Source organism: Mycolicibacterium sp. MU0053 (genome assembly GCF_963378095.1).
Lineage (GTDB): Bacteria > Actinomycetota > Actinomycetes > Mycobacteriales > Mycobacteriaceae > Mycobacterium > Mycobacterium burgundiense.
The window spans coordinates 325,179-352,170 of the sequence record NZ_OY726397.1 but is presented as its reverse complement, the minus strand read 5'-3'; the positions used below and the strand labels follow the sequence as shown (position 1 = coordinate 352,170).

The window sequence follows — 26,992 nt, the reverse complement described above, 5'->3', positions numbered from 1 at the left end:
TTAGTATCTTCGAGCTGTGACAGCGGAACCGAACCACGAGATTCCCGCTCAATACCTACTAGCCGAGCACGCACCCGCTCCCCGCACGCTGATCGACATTCTCTATGACACCGCGGCGCGCTACCCCGACGCCGCAGCCATCGACGACGGCACGGTTCAGCTCACCTACAGCGAGCTGATCGCCGACATCGAGGACAGCGTGACCTGGCTCGCGGCCCGCGGCATCGGCCGCGGGGACCGCATCGGGATCCGGATGCCGTCCGGCAGCTACGCGCTCTACGTATCGATCCTGGCGACGCTGGCCACCGGCGCGGCCTATGTGCCGGTGGACGCCGACGATCCCGACGAGCGCGCCGAGCTCGTCTTCGGCGAGGCGCAGGTGGTTGCCATCATCACCGGCGAGGGCCTGGTGCGCGGGCCCGGATCCTCGCGGGGCTGGCGAGCCGGCGCACCACTGGGCCGCGACGACGCGTGGATCATCTTCACCTCGGGCTCGACCGGAACCCCCAAGGGCGTGGCCGTCACGCATCGCAACGCCGCCGCGTTCGTCGACGCCGAAGCGCAGATGTTCTTGCAGGACAATCCGATTGGACCCGATGACCGGGTGCTGGCCGGGTTGTCGGTGGCCTTCGACGCGTCCTGTGAAGAAATGTGGCTGGCCTGGCGGCACGGCGCGTGCCTGGTCCCCGCGCCGAGATCGCTGGTGCGCAGCGGGATGGACCTGGGTCCGTGGTTGGTGTCCCGGGACATCTCGGTGGTCTCCACCGTGCCCACGCTGGCGGCGCTGTGGCCGGCCGAGGCGCTCGAACAGGTGCGGCTGCTGATCTTCGGCGGCGAGGCCTGCCCGCCCGAACTCGTCGAACGCCTGGCGGTCGAGGGTCGCGAGGTGTGGAACACCTACGGCCCCACCGAGGCCACCGTGGTGGCGTGCCTGGCCGAACTCGACGGCACCGGCCCGGTCAGCATCGGGTTGCCGCTGCCCGGCTGGGATCTGGCCGTCGTGGACAGCCAGGGGCGTCAGGTCGGCTACGGCGAAACCGGCGAACTGGTGATCGGCGGCGTCGGACTGGCCCGATACCTCGACCCCGAGAAGGACGCCGAGAAATACGCGCCGATGCCGCTGCTGGAGCCGGCCGGGCGCTGGCAGCGTGCCTACCGCAGCGGTGACCTGGTTCGGCTGGAACCGGACGGACTGTATTTCCAGGGCCGGGCTGACGACCAGGTCAAGGTGGGTGGCCGGCGGATCGAGCTGGGCGAGGTCGACACCGCGCTGGTCAACCTGCCCGGGGTAGCCGGCGCGGCCGCGGCGGTGCGCAAGACGGCCACCGGAACCCCGCTGCTGGTGGGCTATCTGGCCAGCGCGGACCCCGACTTCGACGTGAACGTGGCCCGTGCCGCCCTGGCCGCGTCGCTGCCCGCGGCGCTGATCCCGCGGCTGGTGCTGGTCGACGAGCTGCCCACCCGTACCTCCGGGAAGGTCGACCGCGATGCGCTGCCGTGGCCACCGCCGGGCGCGGACCCGACCGAGGAGACCACGCTCGAGGGCACCATGGGCTGGCTGGCCACCCTGTGGCGGGACGTGCTCGGCGCGCAGATCGACGGCCCCGAGGCGGACTTCTTCGCGCTCGGCGGCGGATCCCTGTCCGCGGCCCAGCTCGTGGTCGCGCTGCGCGAGCGCTACCCGCAGCTGACCGTCGCGCAGCTCTACGACCACCCGCGGCTGGGATCGCTGGCCGGCTACCTCGACGAGCTGGACCCGACCGCCAAGGTCGAACCGCGCCGCGTGGAGCCGACGCCGGTGGGGGCGCAGGCGCTGCAGGTGCTGCTCTCGCTGCCGCTGGCCACCCTGGCCGCAGCGCAATGGGTGACCTGGCTGGCCGTGGCCAACAACGTCGCGGCAGCGCTGCTGCCGGCGACGCTGGCACCGGCCTGGCTGGCGCCGACCAGTTGGTGGTGGGTGATCGCGGCAGTCCTGGTGTTCGTCACGCCGCTGGGCCGGATGGGCGTCGCGGTGCTGTGCGCGCGAATGCTGCTGTCGAATCTGCAGCCGGGCAGCTATCGCCGCGGCGGTGGCGAGCATCTGCGGGTCTGGCTGGCCGAACGGTTGTCGGAGGCCAGCGGCGCGGAGAATCTGGCCGGCGCACCGTGGCTGGTGTACTACGCCCGCGCGCTGGGTAACAGGGTCGGCAAGGGCGTCGACCTGCACTCGGCACCCCCGGTGACGGGGATGCTGACGCTGGGCCATCGCAGTTCCATCGAGCCGGAGGTCGATCTGTCCGGGCACTGGATCGACGGCGACATCTTCCACGTCGGTTCCATCTCGATCGGCAACGATGCCACCGTGGGCGCCCGCACCACGCTGCTGCCGGGAGCGGTGGTGGGCAAGAACGCCGATGTCGCGGCCGGGTCCGGGGTGGTCGGCAGGGTCAAGAACAAGCAGTACTGGAAGGGTTCGCCGGCGGTGAAATCCGGTAAGGCCCGCCACCCGTGGCCCGACCACCGGCCGCCGCGCGCGCCGGCCTGGGTGCTGACCTATGGGCTGACGTCACTGCTGTTGGGCGCGCTGCCGCTGGCCGCCCTGGGTGCCGGGCTCGCCGTGATCGCCTACGCGACGCGCGGGACCGCCTCGCTGTCGCAGGCCGTGGTGCCGGCGTTGATCTGGTTGCCGGTCGCCACCCTGGTGGCGCTGGCGGTGTACGCGGTGCTGACCGCGGTGCTGGTGCGACTGCTGGCGATCGGCCTGCGGGAGGGCTATCACCCGGTGCGCAGCCGGATCGGGTGGCAGCTGTGGGCCACCGAACGGTTGATGGACGGCGCCCGCAACTACCTGTTCCCGGTCTATGCCAGCCTGTTGACGCCGTGGTGGCTGCGGTTGCTCGGGGCGAAGGTCGGCAAGGGCACCGAGATTTCCACGGCCCTGCTCACGCCGAAGTTCACGGTCATCGAGGACGGCGCCTTCCTGGCCGACGACACCATGGTCGCCAGCTACGAACTGGGCGGCGGCTGGATCCACGTGGCCACGGCGACCGTCGGAAAGCGGGCGTTCCTCGGCAACTCCGGCATCACGCAGCCCGGCCGTCGGGTGCCCGAGGACGGTCTGGTTGCGGTCCTGTCGGCGACCCCACGCAAGGCCAAGCGCGGCTCGTCCTGGTTGGGCAGCCCGCCGGTTCGCCTGCGCCGCCAGGCCGCTGCGGCCGACGCGCAGCGCACCTTCGCGCCGTCGGTGGCGCTGAAGATCATGCGCGGCATCGTCGAGACCTGCCGGCTGATCCCGGTGATGGTGACGTTCGCGATCGGGGTGGCGGTGCTCGGCGCCCTGCAGGCGCTGGTGCTGCACCTGGGCTGGGGGTGGGCGGCCCTGGCCGCTGGCCTGGTGCTGCTGGCCGCCGGCGCGGTGGCCGGCACCGTTTCGGTGATCGCGAAATGGGTTGTGGTGGGCCGCATCCGGGCCGTCGAGCATCCGCTGTGGTCGTCGTTCGTGTGGCGCAACGAGGTGTCCGACACGTTCGTCGAGACCGTGGCCGCACCCTGGTTCGCGCGCTCGGCCAGCGGCACACCGGTGATGAACATCTGGCTGCGGGGCCTGGGCGCCGACATCGGCCGCGGGGTCTGGTGCGAAACCTATTGGCTGCCCGAGGCCGACCTGGTGACCTTGGAACGCGGCAGCACCGTCAACCGCGGTTGCGTGGTGCAGACCCACCTGTTCCACGACCGCATCATGCGGATGGACACCGTGGTCCTGGAGGACGGCGCCACCCTGGGCCCACACTGTGTGGCGCTGCCCGCCGCCCGGGTGGGCGCCGGCGCCACCGTGGGCCCGGCGTCGCTGGTGATGCGCGGAGACGAGGTTCCGGCGTCGACCCGGTGGCAGGGCAATCCCATTGCGCCGTGGCCGGTTCCACGCAAGAAGGGTCGGCGCTCATGACGAAGGCCAAGAACAGCAACGGCAAACGGCGGGCCCCGGCCACACCGCCGGTGATCGATCCCTATCTGCCCGGCTCCGGCAACTTCGGCTATCGGGTATCGCGCTACGAACTCGATCTCGAGTACAAGGTCGCGGCCAACCGACTGGCCGGATCGGCGACGATCACCGCGGCCACCCTGGCTGCGCTGCGCACGTTCTCCCTCGACCTCTCCGACGCCCTGACCGTCTCGAAGGTCACCGTCAACGGCCGGCGCCCGCGGGGCTTCAGCCGGTCCAAGGGCAAGCTCGACATCACGCTGGGCGACGTGCTGCCGGCCGGTGCGGCCCTGCACATCGCCGTCCGCTACGGCGGTAATCCCAGGCCCATCCGAACCCCTTGGGGCGAAGTCGGTTTCGAGGAACTCACCAACGGTGTGCTGGTGGCCGGCCAGCCCAACGGGGCGACCTCCTGGTTCCCCTGCGACGATCACCCCAGCTCGAAGGCAAGCTACCGGATCCAGGTCAGCACCGACAGCCCCTACCGCGCGATTGCCAACGGCGAGTTGCTGTCTCGCCGCGTCCGCGCCGGCATGACCACGTGGACCTACGAGTTGCCCGAGCCGACCTCGACGTACCTGGCCACCCTGCAGATCGGTGACTACTCGGTGCACCACCTCCCCAAGTCCGACGTGCCGATGCAGGCGGCGCTGCCCGAACGGCTGAAGAGCAACTTCGACCACGACTTCGCCAAGCAACCGCAGATGATGAAGCTGTTCGAGAAGCTGTTCGGCCCCTACCCGTTGGCCGGCGGCTACACCGTTGTCGTCACCGACGACGAACTCGAGATTCCCTTGGAGGCGCAGGGGATTTCGATATTCGGCGCCAACCACTGCGACGGCACGGGCAGCTCCGAGCGGTTGATCGCCCACGAATTGGCACACCAGTGGTTCGGCAACAGCGTCACGGCGCGGCGCTGGCGCGACATCTGGCTGCACGAGGGCTTCGCCTGCTACGCCGAATGGCTGTGGTCGGAAGCGGCCGGCGGGCGCAGCACCGAGCAGTGGGCACGGCATTACCACGATCGGTTGCGCAATTCGCCGCAGGATCTACTGTTGGCCGATCCGGGCCCCAAGGACATGTTCGACGACCGCGTCTACAAGCGCGGCGCGCTGACCCTGCATGCGCTGCGCGCCGCGCTCGGCGACAAGAAATTCTTTGAACTGCTTCGTGATTGGGCCGCGCGGTACCGGCACGCCACGGTCGTCACCGACGACTTCACCGGGTTGGCGGCGCAGTATGCCGAGGTCTCGCTGCGTCCGCTGTGGCAGGCGTGGCTGTACTCGACCGCGGTCCCGGAGTTGTGACCGACGCCGCGGTACCCACCGGGCCCGCCGGGCCCATCGCCCGCAGTGGGGTGGCCCGGGTGGGTGTCGCGACCGCCGTCACCGCGGTGTGCGGGTACGCGGTGCTGTACCTGGCCGCGAGCGATCTGGACCCGGCCGGCTTCTCGGTGTTCGCCGTGTTCTGGGGCGCGTTCGGGCTGGTGACCGGCGCGGCCAACGGGTTGTTGCAGCAGAGCACCCGCGAGATCCGGATGGCGCGCACGGTGCTGCCCGAGCACCGTCCGATCACGCGGCCGCTGCGGGTGGCCGCCATCGTCGGGGTGTTGTCGGCGGCGGCGATCGTCGCCACCGCGACGCTGTGGTCCTCGCATGTCTTCGTGGAATCCCGTTGGCTCTCCGTGATTCTGCTCGCGGTCGGACTGGCCGGGTTCTGCCTGCACGCCACCCTGCTGGGCATGCTCGCCGGCGCCAACCACTGGTCGCAATACGGCGCCCTGATGGTGACCGACGCGGTGACCCGGGTGCTGATCGCCGGGGCCACCGTGCTGGTGGGCTGGGGCCTGGTCGGCTTCCTGTGGGCCACCGTGGGCGGCGCGATGGCTTGGCTGCTGCTGCTCGCGGCCTCGCCCGTGGCCCGGGCCACCGCGGCCCTGGTCGCCCACCAGGACACCGGCAGCTTCCTGCGCGGCGCCTCGCACGCGATCGCCGCCGCGGGCGCCAGCGCCATCCTGGTCATGGGCTTCCCGGTGCTGCTGCAGGCCACCTCGGGTGACCTCGGCGCCACCGGCGGCGTGGTGATCCTGGCGGTCACCCTTACCCGCGCGCCGCTGTTGGTCCCGCTGACCGCGATGCAGGGCAACCTGATCGCGTACTTCGTCGACCAGCGGCAACGCCGGCTCCGGGCCCTGCTGGCGCCCATCGCGATCGTCACGGTGATCGGTGCGGTGGGCGTCGGGCTCGCGTGGGGCGCCGGGCCGTGGCTGCTGCGGGTCGGCTTCGGACCCGACTACGTCACCACCGGCGGGCTGCTCGCCTGGCTGACCGCGGGCGCCGTGGCGATCGCGGTGCTGACCGTCACCGGCGCCGCGACCGTGGCGGCGGCGCTGCATCGCGCCTACTCGGTGGGGTGGGTGGGGGCGACCGTCGTCGCCGCCGGGGTGCTGACGTTGCCGCTGCCGCTGGAAACACGCACGGTCATCGCGCTGCTGTGCGGGCCGGTGGTCGGCATCGCCGTGCACCTGTTCGCGCTGGCGGCGGGCAGCCGGGGCTGAGTGCCCATCGGTAGCATCGGCGGTCATGACCTGGCTTGTGACTGGCGGCGCCGGCTACATCGGCTCCCATGTGGTGCGCGCATTACGGGAGGCCGACGTAGCCGTGGTCGTGATCGACGATCTGTCCACCGGCCTGGCCCAGTTCCTGCCCGGCGACGTCCCGCTGGTGCCGGCGAATCTGCTCGACGCCGACACCGTGCGCTTGATACTCGAATTCCATCGGGTGACCGGGGTCATCCACATCGCCGGATACAAGTACGCCGGCGAATCCGTGCGCCGGCCGCTGCACACCTACCGCCAGAACGTGTCGGCGATGGTCACCCTGCTGGAGGAAGTGACAGCCGCCGGGATCGACAAGTTCGTTTTCTCGTCCAGCGCCGCCACCTACGGCACCCCGGACACCGACCTCGTCGACGAGACCACCCCCACCGCGCCGGAGTCGCCGTACGGCGAAAGCAAACTGATCGGCGAATGGCTGCTGCGCGACGTCGGTGCCGCCACCGGGCTGCGCCACACCAGCCTGCGATACTTCAACGTGGTCGGGTCCGGCTCCAGCGAACTGTTCGACGTCAGCCCATTCAACCTGTTCCCCAAGGTGTTCGAGATGTTGCACCGCGGCCAGACGCCGCGCATCAACGGCGCGGACTATCCGACCGCGGACGGCACCTGCGTGCGCGACTACGTCCACGTCGCCGATCTGGCGCTGGCCCACGTCGCGGCCGCCCGCCGACTGGACGAGGGTCTGCCGGTCGAGCCGGTCTACAACCTCGGCAGCGGGGCCGGGACGTCGGTCCGCGAGATCATGACCGCCATCCGCTCGGTCACCGGCGTCGACTTCGAACCGGAGGTCGCCGACCGGCGGCCCGGGGACCCCGCGCGGATTGTCGCCGCCGGGGAGTTGGCCGCCCGCGACCTGGACTGGCAGATGCGCCACACCATCACCGACATGGTGGCCTCCGCGTGGCAGGCTCGCCGGCAGGCCGGAGACGCGTATCCGGGCTAACGCTGCGCAGTCCCGCGTCGCCCTGGTCGCAGTCGCCCTGATCGGGGTGGCGCTTGCGGTCCGGGCGGTGCTGGCGTTCGGCGGCTACTTCTATTGGGACGATCTGATCCTGGTGGGACGCGCCGGCACCCAGCACCTGCTGTCGCCGGGCTACCTCTTCGACGACCACGACGGCCACGTGATGCCGGGCGGGTTCCTACTGGGGGGCCTGATCACCCGGTTGGCCCCGCTGAACTGGTTCGGACCGGCCCTGTCGCTGGTGCTGTTGCAGGTACTGGCCTCGCTGGCGCTGCTGCGGGCGCTGCGGGTGATCCTGGGTTGGCGGCCGGTGCTGTTGATCCCGCTGACCTTCGCACTGTTCACGCCGCTGGGCGTGCCGGGCTACGCCTGGTGGGCGGCCGGGTTGAACTCCCTGCCGATGCTGGCCGCGCTCGCCTGGGTGTGCGCGGACGCGATCCTGTTGGTACGCACCGGACGGCAACGGTATGCGGTCACCGGAGCCGCGATGTTCCTCGGCGGTCTGCTGTTCTTCGAGAAGGCCGCCGTCATCCCGTTCGTGGCGTTCACCGTCGCGGTGCTGCTGGCGCACGTCCAGGGCGAGCACCAGCCGATCCGCACGGTCTGGCGCCGCGGCCTGCGGTTGTGGGCGGCCGCCCTGGCGTTGACCGCGGCCTGGGTCGGGCTGTACCTGGTGGTGGTCGACCAGCAGCGGTGGAGTTCCGATCTGGCCATGACGTGGGATCTGCTGCGGCGCTCATTCACGCACGGCATCGTGCCGGGCCTGGTGGGTGGCCCGTGGGAATGGCAGCGGTGGGCCCCGGCCTCCCCCTGGGGGGTCCCGCCGACGACGGTGATGGCGCTGGGCTGGGTGGCGCTGGCCGTCGTGCTGGCGGTCTCGCTGATCCGTAAACAACGGATCGGCCCGGTGTGGGCGGTCGCCCTCGGTTACGCGGTGGCCTGCCAGATCCCGATCTACCTGATGCGGTCCTCACAGTTCACGGCGCTGGAACTGGCGCAGACGCTGCGCTATCTGCCGGATCTGGTGGTGGTGGCGGCCCTGTTGGCCGCGGTCGGACTGAGCGCGCCGAATCGTCCCGGCGCGGCCTGGTTGGACGCCTCCAGGACGCGCAGCATCGCGACGGCCGCCGCGGCGGTGCTGTTCGTCGCCAGCAGCCTGTACTCGACGGCGACCTTCCTCACCAGCTGGCGCGACAATCCGACCAAGTCCTATCTGCAGACCGCTCGGGCGAGTCTGGCTGTCGCGCAATCGGAGTCGTCGGCACCGCTGCTGGATCAGGAGGTCGATCCACTGATTCTGCAGCGGATGGCCTGGCCGGAGAACCTGGCCAGCCACATGTTCGCGCTGTTGCCGGACCGACCCGAATTCGACTCCTCCACAACGGAATTACGCATGCTGGATGCCGGCGGACACGTCGTCGACGCGAACGTCACCTGGGTGCGAACGGTGCTACCCGGCCCCACCCCGCACTGCGGATATCTCACCCAGCCCGACCAGCCGGTGCAGATGCCGCTGGACGGGCCGTTGTTGCCCGCGGAATGGACCGCCGAGATCAACTACCTGGCCAACAGCGACGGCTCGATGACCATGACCCTCGATGAGGGCACCGAGGTGCGGGTGCCGGTGCGACCGGGCCTCAACCGCGTCTACGTGCGGCTATCCGGCGCCGGCGGGTCCATCACGGCGCAGGCGCAGACCGCCGCGCTGTCGGTGTGCCTGGCCTCGGGGCCGGTGGGCCACCTCGCGCCCAGGCGCTGAGGCTGTGTCAGAGTAGTTCGTATGACTAACTTGCGCGACGAGGGCCTGAACGTGTTCCGCGAAATGCTGCCCGGCGTCCTGCCGGAGAACCTGCCTAATGAGAAGGTCAGCTTCGGCACCGGCTTCGCCTCCGAGTTGATGGAAATCGGCATCGAGGGCATCTTCGGTCGACTGTGGAGCCGCGAGGGACTGTCCCGACGGGACCGCAGCCTGCTCACCCTGGGCATCCTGATCGCGCTGGGCGCCGAGCAGGAGCTGGAGTCACACTTCCAGATCGCCCTGCAGAACGGCCTGACCGAGGACGAACTGGCCGAGGTCGTCTACCACAGCTCCGGCTACGCCGGCTTCCCGGCGGCCAACACCGCCAAGCACGCGGCGCTGAAGGCCTTCAGCCGAGAACATCAGATCTGAGGCACGTTCACGTGGAGCCGCCCAGGAGAATCGAACTCCTGACCTATTCATTACGAGTGAATTGCTCTACCGACTGAGCTAGGGCGGCGTGCCCGGTTGCCCGGGCGCAGGAGAGTCTACAGGTCGCTACGCAGTGCCTGACCCACCGAGGCCACCATGGCATCGACCGCGAATTTCGGCTTCACGTTGACCGCCAGGGCCTCGCGGCATTGCAGCACCGCCTCGATGCAACGCAACAACCGGTCCGGGGACGCGTGGGCGGCCATCGCCGCGATCCGCTCGGCCATGTCCGGATGATTCGGCGTGACCCCGCCGCTGCCGGTCGACACCAGCAGCGCATCGCGAAAATAGCTCGCCAGGTCGATCAGGGCGCGATCCAGCGCATCGCGCGAGGCCCGGGTGTGACGGGACTTCTGCCGCTTTTCCAGTTCCTTGATGGCACCGGCGGCGCCGCGCATGGTGCCCGCGGTGCCCTTGCCCGTGCCACCGGCGCCCAACGCGGTGCGCAGTTCGTCGGTTTCGACTTCGTTGCGGTCTTCGGTCAGCGCCTTGGCCTCGGCCTCGGCGGCGGCGACCAGTTCCTCGGCCGCGGCGTAGGCCCGCGACGGGGTCGCGGCGTCGCGCGCCAGGCCGAGCGCGCGCTTGCGGCGCTCCCGGGCCTCCGGATCGGTGGCCAACCGGCGCGCGCGCCCCACGTGACCGCCGCTGACCGAGGCGGCCCAGCGGGCGTCGTCGGCGCCCAGCCCGTCGGAGTCCATCAGGACCTGGGCGATCGCGTCGACCCCCGGGGTCACCAGCGCGACGTGGCGGCACCGTGAGCGCAGCGTGATCGCGATGTCCTCGGGATCCACCGAGGGCGCGCACAGCAGGAACACCGTCGACGGCGGCGGTTCTTCGACCACCTTCAGCAGCGCGTTGGCCGCGCCTTCGGTGAGTCGGTCCGCGTCCTCGATCACCACGATCTGCCAGCGCGCGGTGCTCGGTCGCCGCGAGGCGATCTGCACGATCGCCCGCATCTCGCTCACCCCGATCGACAGCCCCTCCGGGATCACCCGCCGGACATCGGCGTGCGTGCCGGCCATCGCCGTCGTACAGTCCCGGCACTCGCCGCAGCCCGGCACCCCCTCGCCGGTGCACTGCAGCGCGGCGGCGAAGCACAGCGCCGCCACCGAGCGCCCCGACCCGGGCGGACCGGTGAACAACCACGCGTGTGTCATCGACGGACCGCTCGCAGCGCTGTGAATCGCGTCACCCCGCGCGGCCCGCGCGGCCGCGACGAGTTCGGCTTCGACCGTGTGTTGGCCCACCAAGCGTGCAAAAACCCCGGACATCACCGGCAAGACTAGTGCTCACCGGCGACATCGCCGACTTCGCGGTCACAGAACCGGCCACGGCAACGGTTCGGATTGGCCGCCCTTGCCGGATACGGTGAACGGGTGACCACTGGGGAGGTAACGCCCGGGCGAATGGGTGCATTCGTCCGTTGGGTCGTGCGCACCCCATGGCCGGTCTTCACGCTCGGGATGGTGCAGGCCGACATCATCGGCGCCCTGTTCGTCCTGAGTTTCCTGCGGTTCGGCCTGCCCACGCAGGACCGCATCCAGCTGCAGGACCTGCCGCAGCTCAATCTCGCGATCTTCGTGGGCTACCTCTTGATCTCGTTCGGCATCGGCGCCTACGTCAGCCTGCGACTGCTGGTGCCGGTGTTCCGGTGGCAGCGCCGGGACGGCCTGCTGTCGGACTCCGACCCGGTGGCCACCGACCTGGCGCGGGTGCGCGCGCTGCGGATGCCGATCTACCGCACCGCGATCAGCCTGACCAACTGGTGCCTGGGGGGCGTCGTGTTCATCGCCGCCGCCTGGCCGGTGGCCGGCCACTCGGCCCCGGTGCTGGCGGTCGCGACCGGGTTGGGTGCCGCCGCGACGGCGATCATCGGCTACCTGCAGTCCGAACGGACCCTGCGGCCCGTCGCCGTGGCCGCGTTGCGCAGCGGATCGCCCGAGAACTTCCGGGCGCCCGGGGTCATCCTGCGGCTGCTGCTGACGTGGGCGCTCGGCACCGGGGTGCCGCTGCTGGCGATCGTGCTGTCCATCGTCGCGAGCAAGTTCGCGATCCTGCAGACCTCCGCCGATCAGTTGTTCACCCCGATCCTGCTGATGGCGCTGGCCGCGCTGGGAATCGGGCTGGCCGGCACCGTCCTGGCCGCCATGTCGATCGCCGACCCGCTGCGGCAGCTGCGGTGGGCGCTCGGCGAGGTGCAGCGCGGTAACTACAACGCGCACATGCAGATCTACGACGCCAGCGAACTCGGGCTGCTGCAGGCCGGATTCAACGACATGGTCCGCGACCTGTCCGAACGCCAGCGGCTGCGCGACCTGTTCGGCCGCTACGTCGGCGAGGACGTGGCGCGGCGCGCCCTGGAGCGCGGCACCGAACTGGGCGGTCAGGAACGCGATGTCGCGGTCCTGTTCGTCGACCTGGTGGGATCGACGCAGCTGGCCTCGACCCGTCCACCCAGCGAGGTGGTGAACCTGCTCAACGAGTTCTTCCGCGTGGTGGTGGGCACGGTCGCCAAGCACGGCGGCTTCGTCAACAAGTTCCAGGGTGACGCGGCGTTGTGCATCTTCGGCGCGCCGATCGAGCATCCCGACGCCTACGGCGCCGCGCTGGCCGCCGCGCGCGGCCTGCACGACGAGTTGCTGCCGGTCCTCGGCAGCGCCGAATTCGGCATCGGGGTCTCCGCGGGCCGCGCGATCGCCGGACACATCGGCGCCCGGGCCCGCTTCGAGTACACCGTGATCGGCGACCCGGTCAACGAGGCCGCGCGGCTGACCGAACTGGCCAAGCACGAGGAGGGCCGCGTGCTGGCCTCCGCGCAGGCGGTCAGCGGCGCGCTGGACTCCGAGGCGCTGGCCTGGAACGTCGGCGAGATCGTGGAACTGCGCGGGCGCGTCGCACCGACGCAGCTGGCGCGGCCGATCAAGCTGGCCGAGACCCCGGAGCCGGCGGACGCCGCCGCGGGCTAAGCCTTCTTCGCGGCCTTCTTGGCCGGGGCCTTCTTCGCGGCCTTCTTGGCCGGCGCCTTCTTGGCGGCGGCCTTCTTCTTCACCGGGCCTCGCGCGCGCCGGTCGGCCAACAACTCCGAGGCCCGCTCGTCGGTGATCGACAGCACGTCGTCACCCTTGCGCAGGCTCGCGTTGGTTTCACCGTCGGTGACATACGGGCCGAAGCGGCCGTCCTTGATCACCATCGGCTTCTCCGACACCGGGTCGACACCCAACTCCCGCAGCGGCGGCGTGGCGGCGCCCTGGCGGCCCCGCCGTTTCGGCTCGGCGTAGATCTTCAGCGCCTCGTCGAGGTCGATGGTGAACATCTGCTCCTCGGTGGCCAGCGAGCGAGAGTCGGTGCCGCGCTTCAGATATGGGCCGTAACGACCGTTCTGCGCGGTGATCTCCTCGCCGGAGGCCGGGTCCACCCCGACCACCCGTGGCAGCGACAGCAGCCGCAGCGCGTCCTCGAGGGTCACGGTCTCCAGGTCCATGCTGCGCAGCAGCGAACCGGTGCGCGGCTTGGGACCCGTCGGCTTCTTGCCCTTCTTCGCCGGCGTTCCGGCGGTGCCGTCGTCGTCGGGGGTTTCCGGCTCGGGCAGCACCTCGGTGACGTAGGGGCCGAAACGCCCGTCCTTGGCCACGATTTCGTGGCCGGTGGCGGGATCGATGCCGAGGCTGCGGCCGCCCTGCGGGGTGGCGAACAGCTTCTCCGCCAATTCGAGGGTCAACTCGTCGGGGGTCAGTTCGTCGTTGAGGTTGGCCCGCTGCGGGGTCAGCTCACCGTCCTCGCCGAGGACCATCCGCTCCAGGTAGGCGCCGTTGCGGCCGACCCGGACGTTGACGGCCCGGCCCTCTTCGTCGTCAAAGAGCTTGATCGAGTTGACTTCTCGCGCGTCGATGCCTTCGAGGTTGCCACCCACCAGCTTCTTGAGGCCGCCGGACCGCGCGATCGACCCCTCGACGCCGTCCTCGCCGCCGAAGTAGAAGTTGGACAGCCAGTTGCTGCGCTGCTCGGTGCCCGCGGCGATGCCGTCGAGCTCGTCTTCCATGGCCGCGGTGAAGTCATAGTCGACCAGCCGCGCGAAATGCTGTTCCAGCAGCCCGATCACGGCGAACGCCACCCAGGACGGCACCAAGGCGCTGCCCTTCTTGTGCACGTAGCCGCGGTCCTGGATCGTCTTGATGATCGACGAATAGGTCGACGGGCGACCGATGCCGAGCTCTTCGAGCGCCTTGATCAGCGAGGCCTCGGTGTAGCGGGCCGGCGGGTTGGTGGCGTGGCCGTCCGGCGTCAGCTTCTGCGCCCGGACCTGCTGGCCCTGCGTGAGGTTCGGCAGCCGCCGCTCGGCGTCGTCGGCCTCACCGCCGGCGAGTTCGTCGACGGTCTCGACGTAGGCCTTCAAGAAACCCGGGAAGGTCAGGGTCCGGCCGCTGGCCGCGAAGGTGACGGCGCGGCCGACGCCGTCGGTGCCGGCGGATTCGCCGGTGATCCGCAGGCTCAGCGTGGTGCCCCGGGCATCGGCCATCTGCGAGGCGACCGTGCGCTGCCAGATCAGCTCGTAGAGCCGGAACTCGTCGGATTCGAGTTCGCGACGCACCGCGTCGGGGGTGGCGAAGGTGTCGCCGGCGGGCCGGATCGCCTCGTGGGCCTCCTGCGCGTTCTTGACCTTGCGGGTGTACTGCCGCGCCGTCGGGTAGACGGATTCCTCGCCGTAGAGCTGGGCGGCCTGGTTGCGCGCGGCGTTGATCGCCGACGCCGACAGCGTCGTCGAGTCGGTACGCATGTAGGTGATGTAGCCGTTTTCGTAGAGGCGCTGCGCGATGCTCATGGTCCGCTCGGAGGAGAAGCGCAGCTTGCGGCCGGCCTCCTGCTGCAGCGTGGAGGTCATGAACGGCGGGTACGGCCGGCGGGTGTAGGGCTTCTCCTCGACCGAGGAGACCGCCAGGGAGGCACCGCTGAGGCCCTCCACCAGGTTGCCGGCACCGGCCTCGTCGAGCACCACCACCTCGGTGGGCTTCTTGACGGTGCCCAGCGAGTCGAAGTCGCGGCCGGTGGCCACGCGCTGACCGTCGACGTTGACCAGCCGCGCGTTGAACACCGGCGGATGCGCGTTCGGATCGGACACGCTGGCGTCGAGTTCGGCGACGATGTCCCAGTAGGTGGCGCTGCGGAACGCCATCCGCTCGCGTTCGCGCTGCACGATGATGCGCGTGGCGACCGACTGGACGCGGCCGGCGCTCAGCTTCGGCGCCACCTTCTTCCACAGCACGGGCGAGACCTCGTAGCCGTAGAGCCGGTCCAGGATGCGCCGGGTCTCCTGGGCGTCGACCAGATCGATGTCCAGTTCGCGCGGGTTTTCGGCGGCGGCGCGGATCGCCGGCTCGGTGATCTCGTGGAACACCATCCGTTTGACCGGGATGCGGGGCTTGAGCGTCTCGAGCAGGTGCCAGGCGATGGCCTCACCCTCGCGGTCACCGTCCGTCGCGAGGTAGAGCTCGTCGACGTCCTTGAGCAGGCCCTTGAGCTCGGTGACGGTGGCCTTCTTCTCGGGGCTGACGATGTAGAGCGGCTCGAAGTCGGCGTCCACGTTGACCCCGAGTCGGGCCCACGGCTCGGATTTGTACTTGGCCGGCACGTCGGCGGCGGCGCGCGGCAGGTCACGGATGTGGCCGCGGGAGGACTCGACAATGTAGTTGGAGCCGAGGTAGCCCGCGATCTTGCGCGCCTTGGTCGGCGACTCGACGATGACGAGTCGCCGGACGCCTGCTTTGCCGTTATCGCCAGCCAACTGGGGTTACGCTCCACTTCTTCATTGCTCTCACAGGACATCGTGCCTGCGAGCAACTGCCAATTTTGCATTGTGTACCCACCGAAGCAAACTGGACCGCATCCGATGTGCTGTCAGACACGGGGCCACTGCGCCTGCGCCTCGACGTCATCGGGGGGCTCCCCGACGTTCTCTACCAGCCGTGATAGCCGTCTGCGGCCGTTGATTCGCAGGGCCGGACGGGTGCCGCGGGTGCCGATGAGGGTAGGTGCGATTCCCACCCGCATCAACGCCGATGCGAGCGGCGAGTGCGTGTCAGGCGCGTGTGGGTCCAAACCCAGCAGGTAGCGGTCGCCGTCGGCGTAGCCGGCCGCCAGCGTCCAGGCGCGCAGTTCGCGCGGCCCGGGCAGCCACTGTGCGGGCACCGTCTTGACCGCCCCACGCGTCCACTGGGCGGCAACAGCGACCAGGCGGAGGTCGACGGCCGTGCGGACCAGCGGGGTGTCTTCGTCGGTGCGGCTGATCTCCGGCTGCAATCCGGACTCCTCGATCATGGTGGCCAGTGCCTGCGCGCGCCACGGCCGGTCGACGACCACCGACAGCCGGGCGCCGACCACCTCCGGTGAGCCCACCAGCACCACCTGACCCGACGTGGCCAGCAGCCCGGTCAGGTCGGATGCCGCGGGCGGTATGGCTTCCGCGGAGAAAAAGGACAGCTGGCTCACGACACCGACAGTAAGCCAGACAAAACGCCCCGGGCGGCAAGACCACCCGGGGCGTTTATGTCAATGAATTCTCAGACGGCGCGAACGCCGGTGGCCTGGGGGCCCTTGGGGCTCTGGCCGACCTCGAACTCCACACGCTGATTTTCCTCGAGGGTGCGGAATCCGGACCCCTGAATTTCCGTGTAGTGGACGAACACATCCGCGGAGCCATCCTCCGGCGCAATAAAACCGAAGCCCTTTTCCGCGTTGAACCACTTCACAGTTCCCTGTGGCATCTTTCGATCTTTCCTTACTTTTCCTACCGGGTGCGGTACACCACCGTTGCAGTGCACCGGGCCCGTTGTGACCGCACATCCTTCGCAGGAACCGCGACCGCAACGTCGATCCTGCGAAAGCTTTGACACCACACAGAAGCTGCGACCACCCACATCCAATCATGATCGGACGGTTAGCGACAGTCTCGTTGCTACGAACTCGTGAACAATTGCCTCTGTGAAGACGAATTTTGGCAGTGAGCTGCTCTCCGCTGCCCTCGCGGGCGACCATGACGGCGCCGAGCACCCGGTTCGTCACGTTGCCGAACTGCCGGCCCGTACCGGGGTTCCGGACCGCTGGCCCGACTGGGCCGACGCCGACGTCGTGCACGCGTTCACCGAGCGCGGCGTGGCCACCCCGTGGCGCCATCAGGTGCGCGCCGCGCAGTACGCGTACGACGGCCGCCATGTCGTCATCAGCACCGGGACGGCGTCGGGCAAGTCGCTGGCCTATCAGCTGCCGGTGCTGGCGACGCTGGCCGCCGACCCCCGCGCCCGGGTCCTCTACCTGTCGCCGACCAAGGCGTTGGGTCACGATCAGCTGCGCGCGGCGCACGCGTTGACCGCGGCGGTGCCGCGGTTGGCCGACGTCGCACCCGCCGCCTACGACGGGGACAGCCCCACCGAAGTGCGCCGCTTCGCACGGGAACGGTCGCGCTGGCTGTTCTCCAACCCGGACATGATTCACCTGTCGATGCTGCGCAACCATGCCCGCTGGGCGGTGTTCCTGCGCGGCCTGCGCTACATCGTGGTCGACGAATGCCACTACTACCGCGGTGTGTTCGGTTCGAATGTGGCGATGGTGCTGCGCCGGCTGCTGCGGCTGGCCCAGCGGTATGCCGCGGCCGAGGCCCGGCAGCCCACCGTGATCTTCGCCAGCGCCACCACCGCCGCGCCCGGCGAGACCGCCGCCGAGCTGATCGGGCAGACGGTGCTCGAGGTGACCGAGGACGGCTCCCCGCAGGGCGCGCGCACCGTGGCGCTGTGGGAACCGGCGATGCGCACCGACGTCACCGGGGAGCACGGCGCACCGGTGCGCCGTGCCGCGGGCACCGAGGCTGCCCGGTTGATGGCCGATCTGATGGTCGAGGGGGCCCGGACGCTGACGTTCGTGCGGTCGCGCCGCGGTGCCGAACTGACCGCGCTCGGCGCGCGCGCCCGGCTGAGCGACATCGCGCCGCACCTCGTCGACAAGGTGGCGTCCTACCGGGCCGGATATCTGGCCGAGGACCGCCGCGAGCTGGAGCGGGCCCTGGCCGACGGCCGGCTGCTGGGCCTGGCGACCACCAACGCGCTCGAACTCGGCGTCGACATCGCCGGCCTCGACGCGGTCGTGCTGGCCGGTTTTCCGGGCACGGTGACCTCGTTCTGGCAGCAGGCCGGGCGGTCCGGGCGGCGGGGGCAGAGCGCGCTGGTGGTGCTGATCGCGCGCGACGACCCCCTGGACACCTACCTGGTGCACCATCCCGAGGCGCTGCTGGACAAGCCGATCGAGCGGGTGGTCATCGACCCCACCAACCCGTATGTGCTGGGGCCGCAGTTGCTCTGCGCGGCCACCGAACTGCCCGTCGAGGAGGCCGAGGTACGCGGCTGGGGCGCGGAGTCGGTGGCCGCCGCCCTGATCGACGACGGGCTGCTGCGGCGCCGGGCCGGCCGGTACTTTCCGGCGCCGGGGCTCAACCCGCACCAGGCGGTGGATATTCGCGGCGCGATCGGCGGGCAGGTCTCGATCGTCGAAAGCGAGACGGGTCGGCTGCTCGGCGGGGTGGGCGCGGGGCAGGCGCCCGCCACCGTGCACCCCGGCGCGGTGTATCTGCATCAGGGCGAGACCTATCTGGTCGACGCGTTGCAGTTGGACGACGGCGTCGCGTTCGTGCACGCCGAGGATCCCGGCTACACCACGTTTTCGCGAGAGTTGACCGACATCACGGTGACCGGGCCGGGCGAGCGGATGGAGCTGGGGACCGAACCGGATCAGGTCACCCTGGGGTTCGTCCCGGTCGCGGTGTCGCACACCGTGGTGGGGTATCTGCGTCGCACGCTGGCCGGCGAGGTCATCGACTTCATCGAGCTCGACCTGCCGACCCAGACCTTGGCGACCACCGCCGTGATGTACTCGCTGCCTCCGGAGTTGTTGATTGCCAACGGCATTGACACACTCCGGATTCCCGGCGCGCTGCACGCCGCCGAGCACGCCGCGATCGGGTTGCTGCCGCTGGTGGCCAGTTGCGATCGCGGCGACATCGGCGGGGTCTCGACCGCGGCGGGCCCGGAGAACGGTCTGCCCACGGTGTTCGTCTACGACGGCCATCCCGGCGGGGCCGGGTTTGCCGAACGTGGCTTCCACCGCGCAGCACAGTGGTTGGGTGCGACGGCCGCGGCGATCCAGGCTTGCGAATGCCCGCACGGATGCCCGTCGTGCGTGCAGTCGCCGAAGTGCGGCAACGGCAACGATCCGCTGGACAAGGCAGGCGCCGTGACGGTGTTGCGCACCGTGCTGGCCAGACTGGGGTGACGACCGACCCCTCGAACGGTCGACCTCCCAGGTGGGCGGCCAACGACGCCCCCTGCCGAGAACCGGTCCACTACAGGGAATCCGCTCCCCTCCCGGCGGTCGGGCGCACCGGAAAATTACCCCGCGCGAGGGGGTCACGCAACCGGATTGAACGCAACGGGCGAACCGTCTCACCCTGACAGGGTGTCAATTCTGTGCGGGTTCGCATTCACCAGCAAATGGCCTCTCGGGCCGGTGCTCACTAGAATCAGCGCACATGCAGTGGCTGCTGGTAGAGACGTTGGGCGCGGAACCCGTCGTCGTCGCGGACGGTCGGGAACCGAAGGACTTCGTCCCGGTCAGCGCATTCTGTCGCCGCAGCCCGCATTTGGCGGCGATCCGAACCGCGATCACCGAGACGGTCAGCACCGCCAGCAGCCTGGTGAGCCTGGCGCCCAAGGGCAATCGGGTGATCCGGACCGAACCCGTGCGGATGACCGACGGCGTCGTGCACGGCGTGCACGTGTGGGTGGGGTCGGCGAAATCCGAACCGCCCGAACGGATGATCCCCGGGCCGCTGTTCTGGGACCTCAGCACCGGCGTGGCCGTCGACACGCCGGAGTCACTACTCAACAGCGGACTGGACCCGGACGTCGGGGTCACGGCGGGTCGGGCCTTCGCCGACGACCTGCCGGGGCGGGACCTGAGCAGCCGGGAAAGCCGCGTGCTGGCCCGTGCCGCGCAGGCCGAGCCCGGGACCACCTACTGCGCGACCTGGGAGGTCAACGACTGGCGTGGCGAACCGATCGCGATCGGTTTCGTCACCCGGGTGGGCCTGGAACCGGCCGGCGGCGGGCGTGACCATGTCATCGCCCGTGCCATGAACTGGCGCAGCGAACCGGTCACCCCGGCGGATTAGCCCCGCCGGCGCGCACCGGACCGGCCCGCGCGGCGGCGCTCGCGGCGCCGATGACGACCCGCACCGTGGTCCGGACCGTGATGTCGAGGCCGTCGACGTCGCAGCCGACGACCTCCGCCCGCATCGCCGTGCCCAGTTCCCGGGCCCGGCCACACGCCGCCTCGCGGCCGGCCGGCAGCGCGGCGGCCGCCGCCAGCGCCGCCAGATCGGCCGCGCTCTGGGCCTGATGACGCGCCACCACGGCGGCGCCGACGCGCAGCACTGCCGCCATGATCAGCAGCAATGCGAGCACCATGGCCGCGGCCAGCACCGTCGCCGCCCCCGCGTCACCCCGAAGCCGAGGCGGGTTCGAGCGCCGCGACGGCCCGCGCGCTGATCGTGATCCCCGGCAGCGTCCGGACGGCGGTGCTGACCGTGGCGATGACGAAGCCGCCCTCGCTGCGCAACCGCAGTTCCGCCCCGGCCGGCGCCACGGCCCCCACCACCGCGGCGGCCGCGGCCTGGTCCCCGCGGGCGGCCAACCGGGCCGCCTCGCGGGCGGCGTCGGTGCAGCGCACCGACGCCATGACAGCGGCCAGTCCGCCGACGCACAACACCAGGACCGCCACCAGGGTGACCAGGGCCAGCGCGGTCTCGACCGTGCCGATGCCCGCATCGCCGCTCAGGCGCCCGTGTTCAGCGCCCGGTTGATGATGTTGGTCAACGCCCCCACGATGGAATCGCCGGTGACGACGCTGTAGAGAATCGCCCCGAAGGCCGCAGCGGCCACCGTACCGATCGCGTATTCGACCGTCGACATCCCGGACTCGTCCACCACGAGCAGCGTCAGCCGGGTCCGTATCGTCGGTAACAGCCTGTCCAACATGATGTTTCCCTTTCCTCGGTGATTTCACAGCAACCCCGGACCCAGCACCTCGGCCGCGAGGCCCGCGACGACCGGCACCACACCCAGGCACACGAACGCCGGCAAGAAGCACAGCCCCAGCGGGCCGGCGATCACGACCGCGGCGCGCTCGGCCGTCGCCTCGGCGCGATGGACCGCGGCCTGCCTGGATTGCTCGGCCAGTTCGGTGACACCTTGCGCCAGCGCGGCGCCCGAGACCGCGGACCGCCGGGCCAGGCGCAGGAATGCGATGCAGTGCTCGTCGGTGACCTCCGCGGTGGCCGCCCACGCGGTGCCCGGATCCGCCCCCAGCGCAATCAGGTCCGCGGCCCGCCCGAGCAACCCCGCCAACTCCGGGGGCGCCGAAGCCGCCGTCGCCCGCGCCGCGGCCGCCACCGACATCCCCGCGCTCAGGCAGACCGCCAGCACATCCAGGCTCGAGGCGGTGGCCAACGGGTCATCGGCCCGCGGGCCCCGTTCGCTCGGCCGCAGCACCGGGCCGACAACGCGTGATCGACGCACTGCCGCAGCCGGATTCAGCAGCAAGGCCAGCGCCAACGCCACCGCCGCGACCGTCATGCCACGGCTCCGCTGGTGATGTGGTCGGCCCACAGCAACCCGCAACACGCCAACACCACGCCGCCGACCAGCAGCCAACCCCCGGCGCCGCCGCCGATCAGGAAGGCCACCGGCGCCGCGCCCATCGCCTGACCGAGCAGGATCCCGACGACCGGCAACCCGGCCAGGATCGCCGTGGTGGCCCGCGCTCCGGCCATCCCGGCCTCGACCCGAGCGTCGAACCGTTGCCGCTCGATGATGTCGCGCTGGGCCGCCCGCATCAGGGCGGCGACCGCCAGGCCGTGATCGGCGGCCAACGCCCAGAACACCGCCATCCGTTCCCAGTCCCGCCCGCGCGCCGAATGCTGCGCGGCGGCACGTAATCCCGCGCTGACGTCGGCCCCGAGCAGCGCCCGGGCAGCCACCGCCTGAAAGCCCGCGCCTACCTGACCGGCCGCCTCGCGGGCCACCGCGGCAAACCCCTGGACGGGGTGGCTGCCCACCCGCAGTTCGGCGGTGAGCATTTCCAGCGCCTCGGCCATCGCCGTGCCGTCCCGCAGATACCGCCGCTGGGCGCTGCGGCGCCGACGCCGGATCCACAGGGTGCCACCGAGCAGCGCGGCCGCCACCGCGATGAACGGCCCGGCCCAGACCAGCACCGCGCCCGCCGACACCGGCACCACCACGCGCCCGGCGCGGCGCAGGGCGGTCCGAGCGCGGTGCGGCGCCAAGCGGCGCCGCGGCGAGTCGGGCGCTATCACCAGCGCGGCGGCCAGGCTCAGCGCCGCCCCGGTCAGGGCGCTCACGCGGTGCGCCTGCGCGCCAGCAGATCGCGGAATTCGGCCATTCCACCGTCGAAGCCGCGGTCGGCCTGCCAGACCGGGACCGGCTCGCACAGCCCCGAGGCACCCGCCCGACGCAGGACGGCCACCTCGGCGAGGCGACGATGTCCGGGCGCCCGGTCGACGTGCAGCAGGACCTGCACCGCCGCGCCGAGTTGACTGTGCAGTGCGTTGCGGTCCAGTCCCCCGGTGGCCGCCAACGCCTCCAGCCGCGCCGGCACCTCGGCGGTGCTGTTGGCGTGCACGGTGCCGGCGCCGCCGTCGTGACCGGTGTTCAGTGCCGCCAGCAGGTCCACCACCTCGGCGCCGCGGACCTCGCCGACCGCGATGCGGTCCGGACGCATCCGCAGGGCCTGCCGCACCAGCTGGCGCAGCGTGATCTCGCCCGTCCCTTCGACGTTGGCGCCGCGCGCCACCAGGCGCACGACGTGCGGATGGGCCGGCCGGAGTTCGGCGGCATCCTCGACGCACACAATGCGTTCGCCGGGCTCGACGGCACCGAGCAGCGCCGCCAGGAGGGTGGTCTTACCGGCGCCGGTACCGCCCGAGACCAGGAAGGCCAGCCGGGCCGCGACCACATCGCGCAGCAGCTGTTCCGCCGCCGGCGCGATGGCCCCGATCGTCACCAGACCGGCCAGGGTTTGGGTCGCCGGGCGCAGCAGCCGCAGCGAGATGCAGGTCCCACCGACCGCGACCGGCGGCAACACGGCGTGCAGTCGCACCGCGGCGGCGCCGGCCGCCAATCCCGGCAACACCCCGTCGACCCATGGCTGGGAGTCGTCGAGGCGCCGGCCGGCCGCCAACGCCAGCCGTTGCGCCAGCCGGCGCACCGCGGCGTCGTCGGGAAACCGGATGGCGCTGCGCTGCAAGCCCGTTCCCGAGTCACTCCACACCGAATCCGGCCCAACCACCAGGACGTCGGTGACCTCCGGGATCCGCAGCAACGGGTCGAGCGGCCCGGCGCCGGTCAGCTCGGTCTGCAGCACCCGCAGGGTCGTGAGCACCTCGGTGTCGCCGAGCACCCCGCCGGATTCGGCCCGGATGGCCTCGGCGACCAGGCTGGCACGCAGCGGGCCCGATTCGGTGGCAAGGCGTTCCCGGACGCGGTCGATCAACGATGCGTTCATGCCGCCGCCCCGGGGTGGCGACCCACGCCGCGCCCCGGCCGGCGCCCGAGCAGGTCCAGCACCGCGGTCGCCGCGAGCGCCAACGGGGAGCGGGGGCGCAGCCGCACACCGCCGCGCTCCAAGTGCTCGCTGAGCATGGGTTCGGGGCGCATCGCCGCCAGCAGTGGCAACTCCACGATTTCGGCGACATCGACGGCGCGCAACCCGCCCGGCGACGGCCCCCGCACCACCAGGCCCACGTTGGGGTTCACCGCGTTGAGCGTCGGCGCCAGCGCCGCGGTGGCCGCGCACGACCGGACGTCGCTGGGACACACCACCGCGGCCAGATCGGCCTGTTCCAGGGCCACCACGGCGGCGTCGGTCAATCCCCGAGGCAGGTCGCACACCACCGTCGCGCCGCCCTGGCGGGCCGCATCGAGGATGACTTCGGCTGCTCCGCAGTCGATTTCGAAGCCGCGTCGGTCACCCGACAACACCGTGACCCCGCCGTGGGCGGGTAACGCCTGGCGCAGATCCGCCCAGTTGAGCCGGCCGCTGCGGACCGCGATGTCCGACCAGCGCAGGCCGGTCGAGGATTCCGCCCCGAGCAGCAGGTCGATGCCGCCACCGAACGAGTCCAGGTCCATCAGCAGCGACTCCGGCGCCCGCAGGGCCAGCGCGGCGGCCAGCACCGAGGCGCCGGCGCCCCCGCGTCCCCCGATCACCGCGACCACGGCACCGCCCGGGGCGCCGCTGCGAGCTTCGCCGCGGCCGTCCTCGAGCGCCGCGGTCAACGCCCGCACCAGCTCGTCGGCCTGGGCCGGCAGCATCAGGACCGACTGGGCTCCCACCGCCATCGCGGCGTGGAACGTGGTCGCCGTCGGTTCGGCGGGGGCCAGCACGAAGACCGCCCGGCGCCGCGGCAGCCCCATGGCCGCACAACGCGCCGCGCCGCCCTCGTCGACCACCACCGCCAGCGCCGCCGACCAGGCCGTGCGGCCCAACGCCGTCGGCGACGACAGCCGCACCACCCCGGTTCCGACCGCAGCCGCGATCCGGTCGACCTCATCGCGCAGCGCCGAGTCGGCGAGCAGCGCCAGCAATCCAGAGTGTTCGGTCACGGGTTCACCGTGCGGCAGACCGCACGGGCTACGCCACCGCGATAGACCCGAACTGTGGATCGGCGCTGGACTGTGGACGGACGGACGGCCTTCGAGAATGTGATTCCGGCGCATACCGATTCGCCAGCGAAGGCGCAGCCGACTTTCCCCACAAAAAAGACGACCCCCGCCAGGGGGGGAGGAGGCGGAGGTCGTCGTGTATCAGCCCCGGGGGGTCGGGCTGATGCACACCCGGCATAAGCCGAGTAATACTCACTATACACACGACGGAGCGCCCCGGTGCAAGTGTCGACACGAATGCCAGAGGCCGTCCCGGACTGCAGAATTGCAGTCTGCGACACCTGGCTTGAACTGCCATTTTGAACAGTTCGCCGACAGGTGTCACGGGCGACCTATCCTGGCTGGGTGACCGCCCCCGTTCCGGATGACGCCGCACCCACGAACGCTCGGCTGGCGCCGGCGCCCGACGGACCCCCACGCACCGCGGCCTTCTTCGACCTCGACAAGACGGTCATCGCCAAGTCCAGCACGCTGGCCTTCAGCAAACCCTTCTTCGCGCAGGGACTGCTCAACCGCCGCACCGTCCTGAAATCCAGCTATGCCCAGTTCGTATTCCTGATGTCCGGGGCCGACTACGACCAGATGGACCGCATGCGCTCGTATGTGACGAGCATGTGCACGGGCTGGGACGTCGAACAGGTCAAGTCCGTCGTGGAGGAAACCCTGCACGAGATCGTGAGCCCACTGGTGTTCGCCGAGGCGGCGACGCTGATCACCGACCACAAGCTGTGCGGCCGCGACGTGGTGATCGTCTCGGCGTCCGGCGAGGAGGTCGTGGCGCCGATCGCCCGCGCGCTCGGGGCCACCCACGCGATGGCGACCCGCATGGTCGTCGAGGACGGCAAGTACACCGGCGACATCGCGTTCTACTGCTTCGGCGAGGGCAAGGCCGAGGCCATTCGCGAACTGGCGGCCCGCGAGGGCTACCTGCTGGAGCACTGCTACGCCTACTCCGACTCGATGACCGATCTGCCGATGCTCGAACTGGTCGGCCATCCCGCGGTGGTCAACCCGGACCGGAACTTCCGCAAGGAAGCCGTCGCCCGCAACTGGCCGGTGCTGACCTTTTCCAAGCCGGTGTCGCTGCGCGACCGGTTCTCCGCACCGTCGGGCGCCGCGATCGCCACCACGGCCGCGGTCGGCATCACGGCGCTGAGCGCGGGCGCCCTGACGTTCTCGCTGTTGCGCCGCTTCGTGCTGCGTTAAGCCCAACTTTGACAGCGGTTTTGACGCCTGCGGGCCGTCGCCGATCACGATCCGAGGTCGAGTTGGGCACTTCTCGGCGGTTCGGACTTGCTGTGATCGAGATCACGTAGTACAAAGGAGGCACGGAAGCCCACGAGGCCAAGATCGACTCGGAAGAGAAGGGTTCGATCTCCCGAAGCGGGCAACCCAGCACGGCACCCGGCACCCACGCGGAGCTACAGCCGCGATATTGGCAGAAGTGTTGCGGGCCTGCGGAATTTGCGAAGAGCGGACGGATCGCAACCCTTTGGGTGGGGTCGCCACCGTAACGCAGCGCAGATACGCCGAGGCCAACCCACGCAGCCCACCGTTGCACGCTTGGTAACCGAGTTCCGTGCTAGCGGGCGGCGATCCGAGGAATCGGAACGCCGCCCGCTTTGCCGTGTAAGGCCTTGCGCCGGCGGCCCTTCCGAACAAATGACCGATCTAGTCGTCCGCCGGTTTGGACTTGCCGGCCTGGTCTTTGGCGTCGGCGATGGCGAGCGCTTCCCGCGCGCCCTCCTGCATGGCCCGACAGCTCAACAGCAGCCAATCGGTCAATCCTCGCTCGGTGCCCGCGGCGAAGCCGGCCGCGGCGCTGCGGTAGTCGGCGGCCCGGCGCATCCAGTACACCTCCGGCACTGCCAGGCCGCGCGGGTCCAATCCGGTGGCGATCGACACCAGTCGGGAGACCGCGCGGCTCACCACCCCGTCGGCGCTGCCGAACGGCGACAGGGCCAGCATCTCGCCGTGCGCCACCGCGGCCAAGATCGGCGCCGGTACCGAGGAGGTGCCGGTGACCAACCTGGTCACCAGGTCCAAACGAGCCGAGATCTCCGGGGTCGCGCGTGGTCGGCCCAGCCGGTCGTCCTCGACCAGGTCCGCGGCGGCCAGCGAATGCAAACGCGCGAGCGCCTGCAATGGGGCGCGGCGCCACACCCCGATCAGGGTGCCGGTGCCACCCTCCAACTCCTGGGCCACCCGCAGCGCCCCCGCGAACACCGGATCGCTGCCGGCGTTCTCGTCGAGTTGCAAAATCCCGCCGTCGAGCACCGAGGACGCGCGGGCCGCGCGCAGCGAGGCTTCGGCCGCGGTGACGGGCCAGCCGCGCAGGTTGGCGCGATGGCGGTGCGCACGCCCCAGCGCCTCCCGCGTCTCTTCGGCTGCCACGGCCACGCCGGGCAGCGCCAGCAACGGAGCAAGCGGATCGGCGGCCACG

20 protein-coding genes, 1 tRNA gene and 2 pseudogenes are annotated in these 26,992 nt (G+C 70.7%); 10 read left to right on the top strand and 13 right to left on the bottom strand.

What is annotated here, in order from left to right:
* Positions 1–16 precede the first annotated feature (16 nt).
* Genes RCP80_RS01635 through RCP80_RS01610 form a run of 6 tightly spaced genes read left to right on the top strand, consistent with a single transcriptional unit; the run spans position 17 to position 9,709 of the window.
* Positions 17–3,925, top strand: coding sequence for a Pls/PosA family non-ribosomal peptide synthetase (locus RCP80_RS01635; RefSeq protein ID WP_308480682.1), 3,909 nt, complete (start codon positions 17–19; stop codon positions 3,923–3,925).
* Positions 3,922–5,268, top strand: a complete 1,347-nt coding sequence (locus RCP80_RS01630; RefSeq protein WP_308480681.1) for a M1 family metallopeptidase — start codon at positions 3,922–3,924, stop codon at positions 5,266–5,268. Before RCP80_RS01635 ends, RCP80_RS01630 begins: the two co-directional genes overlap by 4 nt.
* Positions 5,265–6,518, top strand: coding sequence for a polysaccharide biosynthesis protein (locus RCP80_RS01625; protein WP_308482660.1), 1,254 nt, complete (start codon positions 5,265–5,267; stop codon positions 6,516–6,518). The genes RCP80_RS01630 and RCP80_RS01625 overlap by 4 nt, the downstream gene beginning before the upstream one ends.
* A gap of 25 nt (positions 6,519–6,543) precedes the next feature.
* A complete protein-coding gene (galE, locus tag RCP80_RS01620) occupies positions 6,544–7,521 on the top strand; it encodes a UDP-glucose 4-epimerase GalE (protein WP_308480680.1) in 978 nt (325 codons plus the stop codon).
* Complete coding sequence (locus tag RCP80_RS01615) at positions 7,511–9,298, top strand: hypothetical protein (protein ID WP_308482659.1); 1,788 nt, start codon at positions 7,511–7,513, stop codon at positions 9,296–9,298. Before galE ends, RCP80_RS01615 begins: the two co-directional genes overlap by 11 nt.
* 21 nt (positions 9,299–9,319) lie before the next feature.
* Complete coding sequence (locus RCP80_RS01610) at positions 9,320–9,709, top strand: carboxymuconolactone decarboxylase family protein (protein ID WP_308480679.1); 390 nt, start codon at positions 9,320–9,322, stop codon at positions 9,707–9,709.
* 12 nt (positions 9,710–9,721) lie between these two features.
* Here the strand turns inward: RCP80_RS01610 and RCP80_RS01605 are convergent.
* Together RCP80_RS01605 and RCP80_RS01600 are read right to left on the bottom strand one after the other, a co-directional pair.
* A tRNA-Thr gene (locus tag RCP80_RS01605) sits at positions 9,722–9,797 on the bottom strand.
* Positions 9,798–9,825: 28 nt separating this feature from the next.
* Positions 9,826–11,040 (bottom strand): DNA polymerase III subunit delta', encoded by a 1,215-nt coding sequence (locus tag RCP80_RS01600; protein ID WP_308480678.1) that lies wholly within the window; start codon positions 11,038–11,040, stop codon positions 9,826–9,828.
* 135 nt (positions 11,041–11,175) lie between these two features.
* On the opposite strand from RCP80_RS01600, the gene RCP80_RS01595 reads away from it, so the two are divergent.
* On the top strand, positions 11,176–12,735 hold the full coding sequence (locus tag RCP80_RS01595) for an adenylate/guanylate cyclase domain-containing protein (RefSeq protein WP_308480677.1): 1,560 nt from the start codon (positions 11,176–11,178) through the stop codon (positions 12,733–12,735).
* Here RCP80_RS01595 and topA read toward each other — a convergent pair.
* From topA to RCP80_RS01580, 3 genes are all read right to left on the bottom strand, one after another.
* Positions 12,732–15,548 carry a type I DNA topoisomerase gene (gene topA, locus RCP80_RS01590; RefSeq protein WP_308480676.1) on the bottom strand — a complete coding sequence of 939 codons (2,817 nt, stop codon included), beginning with the start codon at positions 15,546–15,548 and terminating at the stop codon, positions 12,732–12,734. The genes RCP80_RS01595 and topA overlap by 4 nt on opposite strands.
* Before the next feature lie 113 nt (positions 15,549–15,661).
* Positions 15,662–16,252, bottom strand: a complete 591-nt coding sequence (locus tag RCP80_RS01585; RefSeq protein ID WP_308480675.1) for a hypothetical protein — start codon at positions 16,250–16,252, stop codon at positions 15,662–15,664.
* A 71-nt stretch (positions 16,253–16,323) separates the two neighbouring features.
* Entirely contained in the window at positions 16,324–16,527 is a 204-nt protein-coding gene (locus RCP80_RS01580) for a cold-shock protein (RefSeq protein WP_005138711.1), read from the bottom strand.
* Positions 16,528–16,744: 217 nt separating this feature from the next.
* Here RCP80_RS01580 and RCP80_RS01575 point away from each other — a divergent pair, with 217 nt between their 5' ends.
* Complete coding sequence (locus RCP80_RS01575; protein WP_308480674.1) at positions 16,745–19,081, top strand: DNA 3'-5' helicase SftH; 2,337 nt, start codon at positions 16,745–16,747, stop codon at positions 19,079–19,081.
* 256 nt (positions 19,082–19,337) lie between these two features.
* Positions 19,338–19,973, top strand: a pseudogene (locus RCP80_RS01570) (PAS domain-containing protein); the annotation flags it as partial.
* Here RCP80_RS01570 and RCP80_RS01565 read toward each other — a convergent pair.
* From RCP80_RS01565 to ssd, 7 genes and pseudogenes are all read right to left on the bottom strand, one after another.
* Positions 19,963–20,295 (bottom strand): annotated as a pseudogene (locus tag RCP80_RS01565) (Rv3654c family TadE-like protein); the annotation flags it as partial. The pseudogenes RCP80_RS01570 and RCP80_RS01565 sit on opposite strands and share 11 nt — an antisense overlap.
* 10 nt (positions 20,296–20,305) lie before the next feature.
* A complete protein-coding gene (locus RCP80_RS01560) occupies positions 20,306–20,587 on the bottom strand; it encodes a TadE family type IV pilus minor pilin (RefSeq protein WP_308480673.1) in 282 nt (93 codons plus the stop codon).
* A gap of 53 nt (positions 20,588–20,640) precedes the next feature.
* A complete protein-coding gene (locus tag RCP80_RS01555) occupies positions 20,641–20,844 on the bottom strand; it encodes a DUF4244 domain-containing protein (RefSeq protein WP_308480672.1) in 204 nt (67 codons plus the stop codon).
* Between the two features lie 24 nt (positions 20,845–20,868).
* Positions 20,869–21,441, bottom strand: a complete 573-nt coding sequence (locus RCP80_RS01550; RefSeq protein WP_308480671.1) for a type II secretion system F family protein — start codon at positions 21,439–21,441, stop codon at positions 20,869–20,871.
* Positions 21,438–22,226: a type II secretion system F family protein gene (locus tag RCP80_RS01545; protein WP_308480670.1), complete on the bottom strand. Its 789-nt coding sequence runs from the start codon at positions 22,224–22,226 to the stop codon at positions 21,438–21,440. The genes RCP80_RS01550 and RCP80_RS01545 overlap by 4 nt, the downstream gene beginning before the upstream one ends.
* Complete coding sequence (locus tag RCP80_RS01540; RefSeq protein ID WP_308480669.1) at positions 22,223–23,389, bottom strand: TadA family conjugal transfer-associated ATPase; 1,167 nt, start codon at positions 23,387–23,389, stop codon at positions 22,223–22,225. The genes RCP80_RS01545 and RCP80_RS01540 overlap by 4 nt, the downstream gene beginning before the upstream one ends.
* Positions 23,386–24,462 (bottom strand): septum site-determining protein Ssd, encoded by a 1,077-nt coding sequence (gene ssd / locus RCP80_RS01535; RefSeq protein WP_373693500.1) that lies wholly within the window; start codon positions 24,460–24,462, stop codon positions 23,386–23,388. Before ssd ends, RCP80_RS01540 begins: the two co-directional genes overlap by 4 nt.
* A 432-nt stretch (positions 24,463–24,894) precedes the next feature.
* Here ssd and RCP80_RS01530 point away from each other — a divergent pair, with 432 nt between their 5' ends.
* Positions 24,895–25,755 carry an HAD-IB family hydrolase gene (locus RCP80_RS01530; protein WP_373693430.1) on the top strand — a complete coding sequence of 287 codons (861 nt, stop codon included), beginning with the start codon at positions 24,895–24,897 and terminating at the stop codon, positions 25,753–25,755.
* A 465-nt stretch (positions 25,756–26,220) separates the two neighbouring features.
* Here the strand turns inward: RCP80_RS01530 and RCP80_RS01525 are convergent, their stop codons facing one another.
* On the bottom strand, positions 26,221–26,991 hold the full coding sequence (locus RCP80_RS01525; protein ID WP_308480667.1) for a Fic family protein: 771 nt from the start codon (positions 26,989–26,991) through the stop codon (positions 26,221–26,223).
* Position 26,992: the final 1 nt, after the last annotated feature.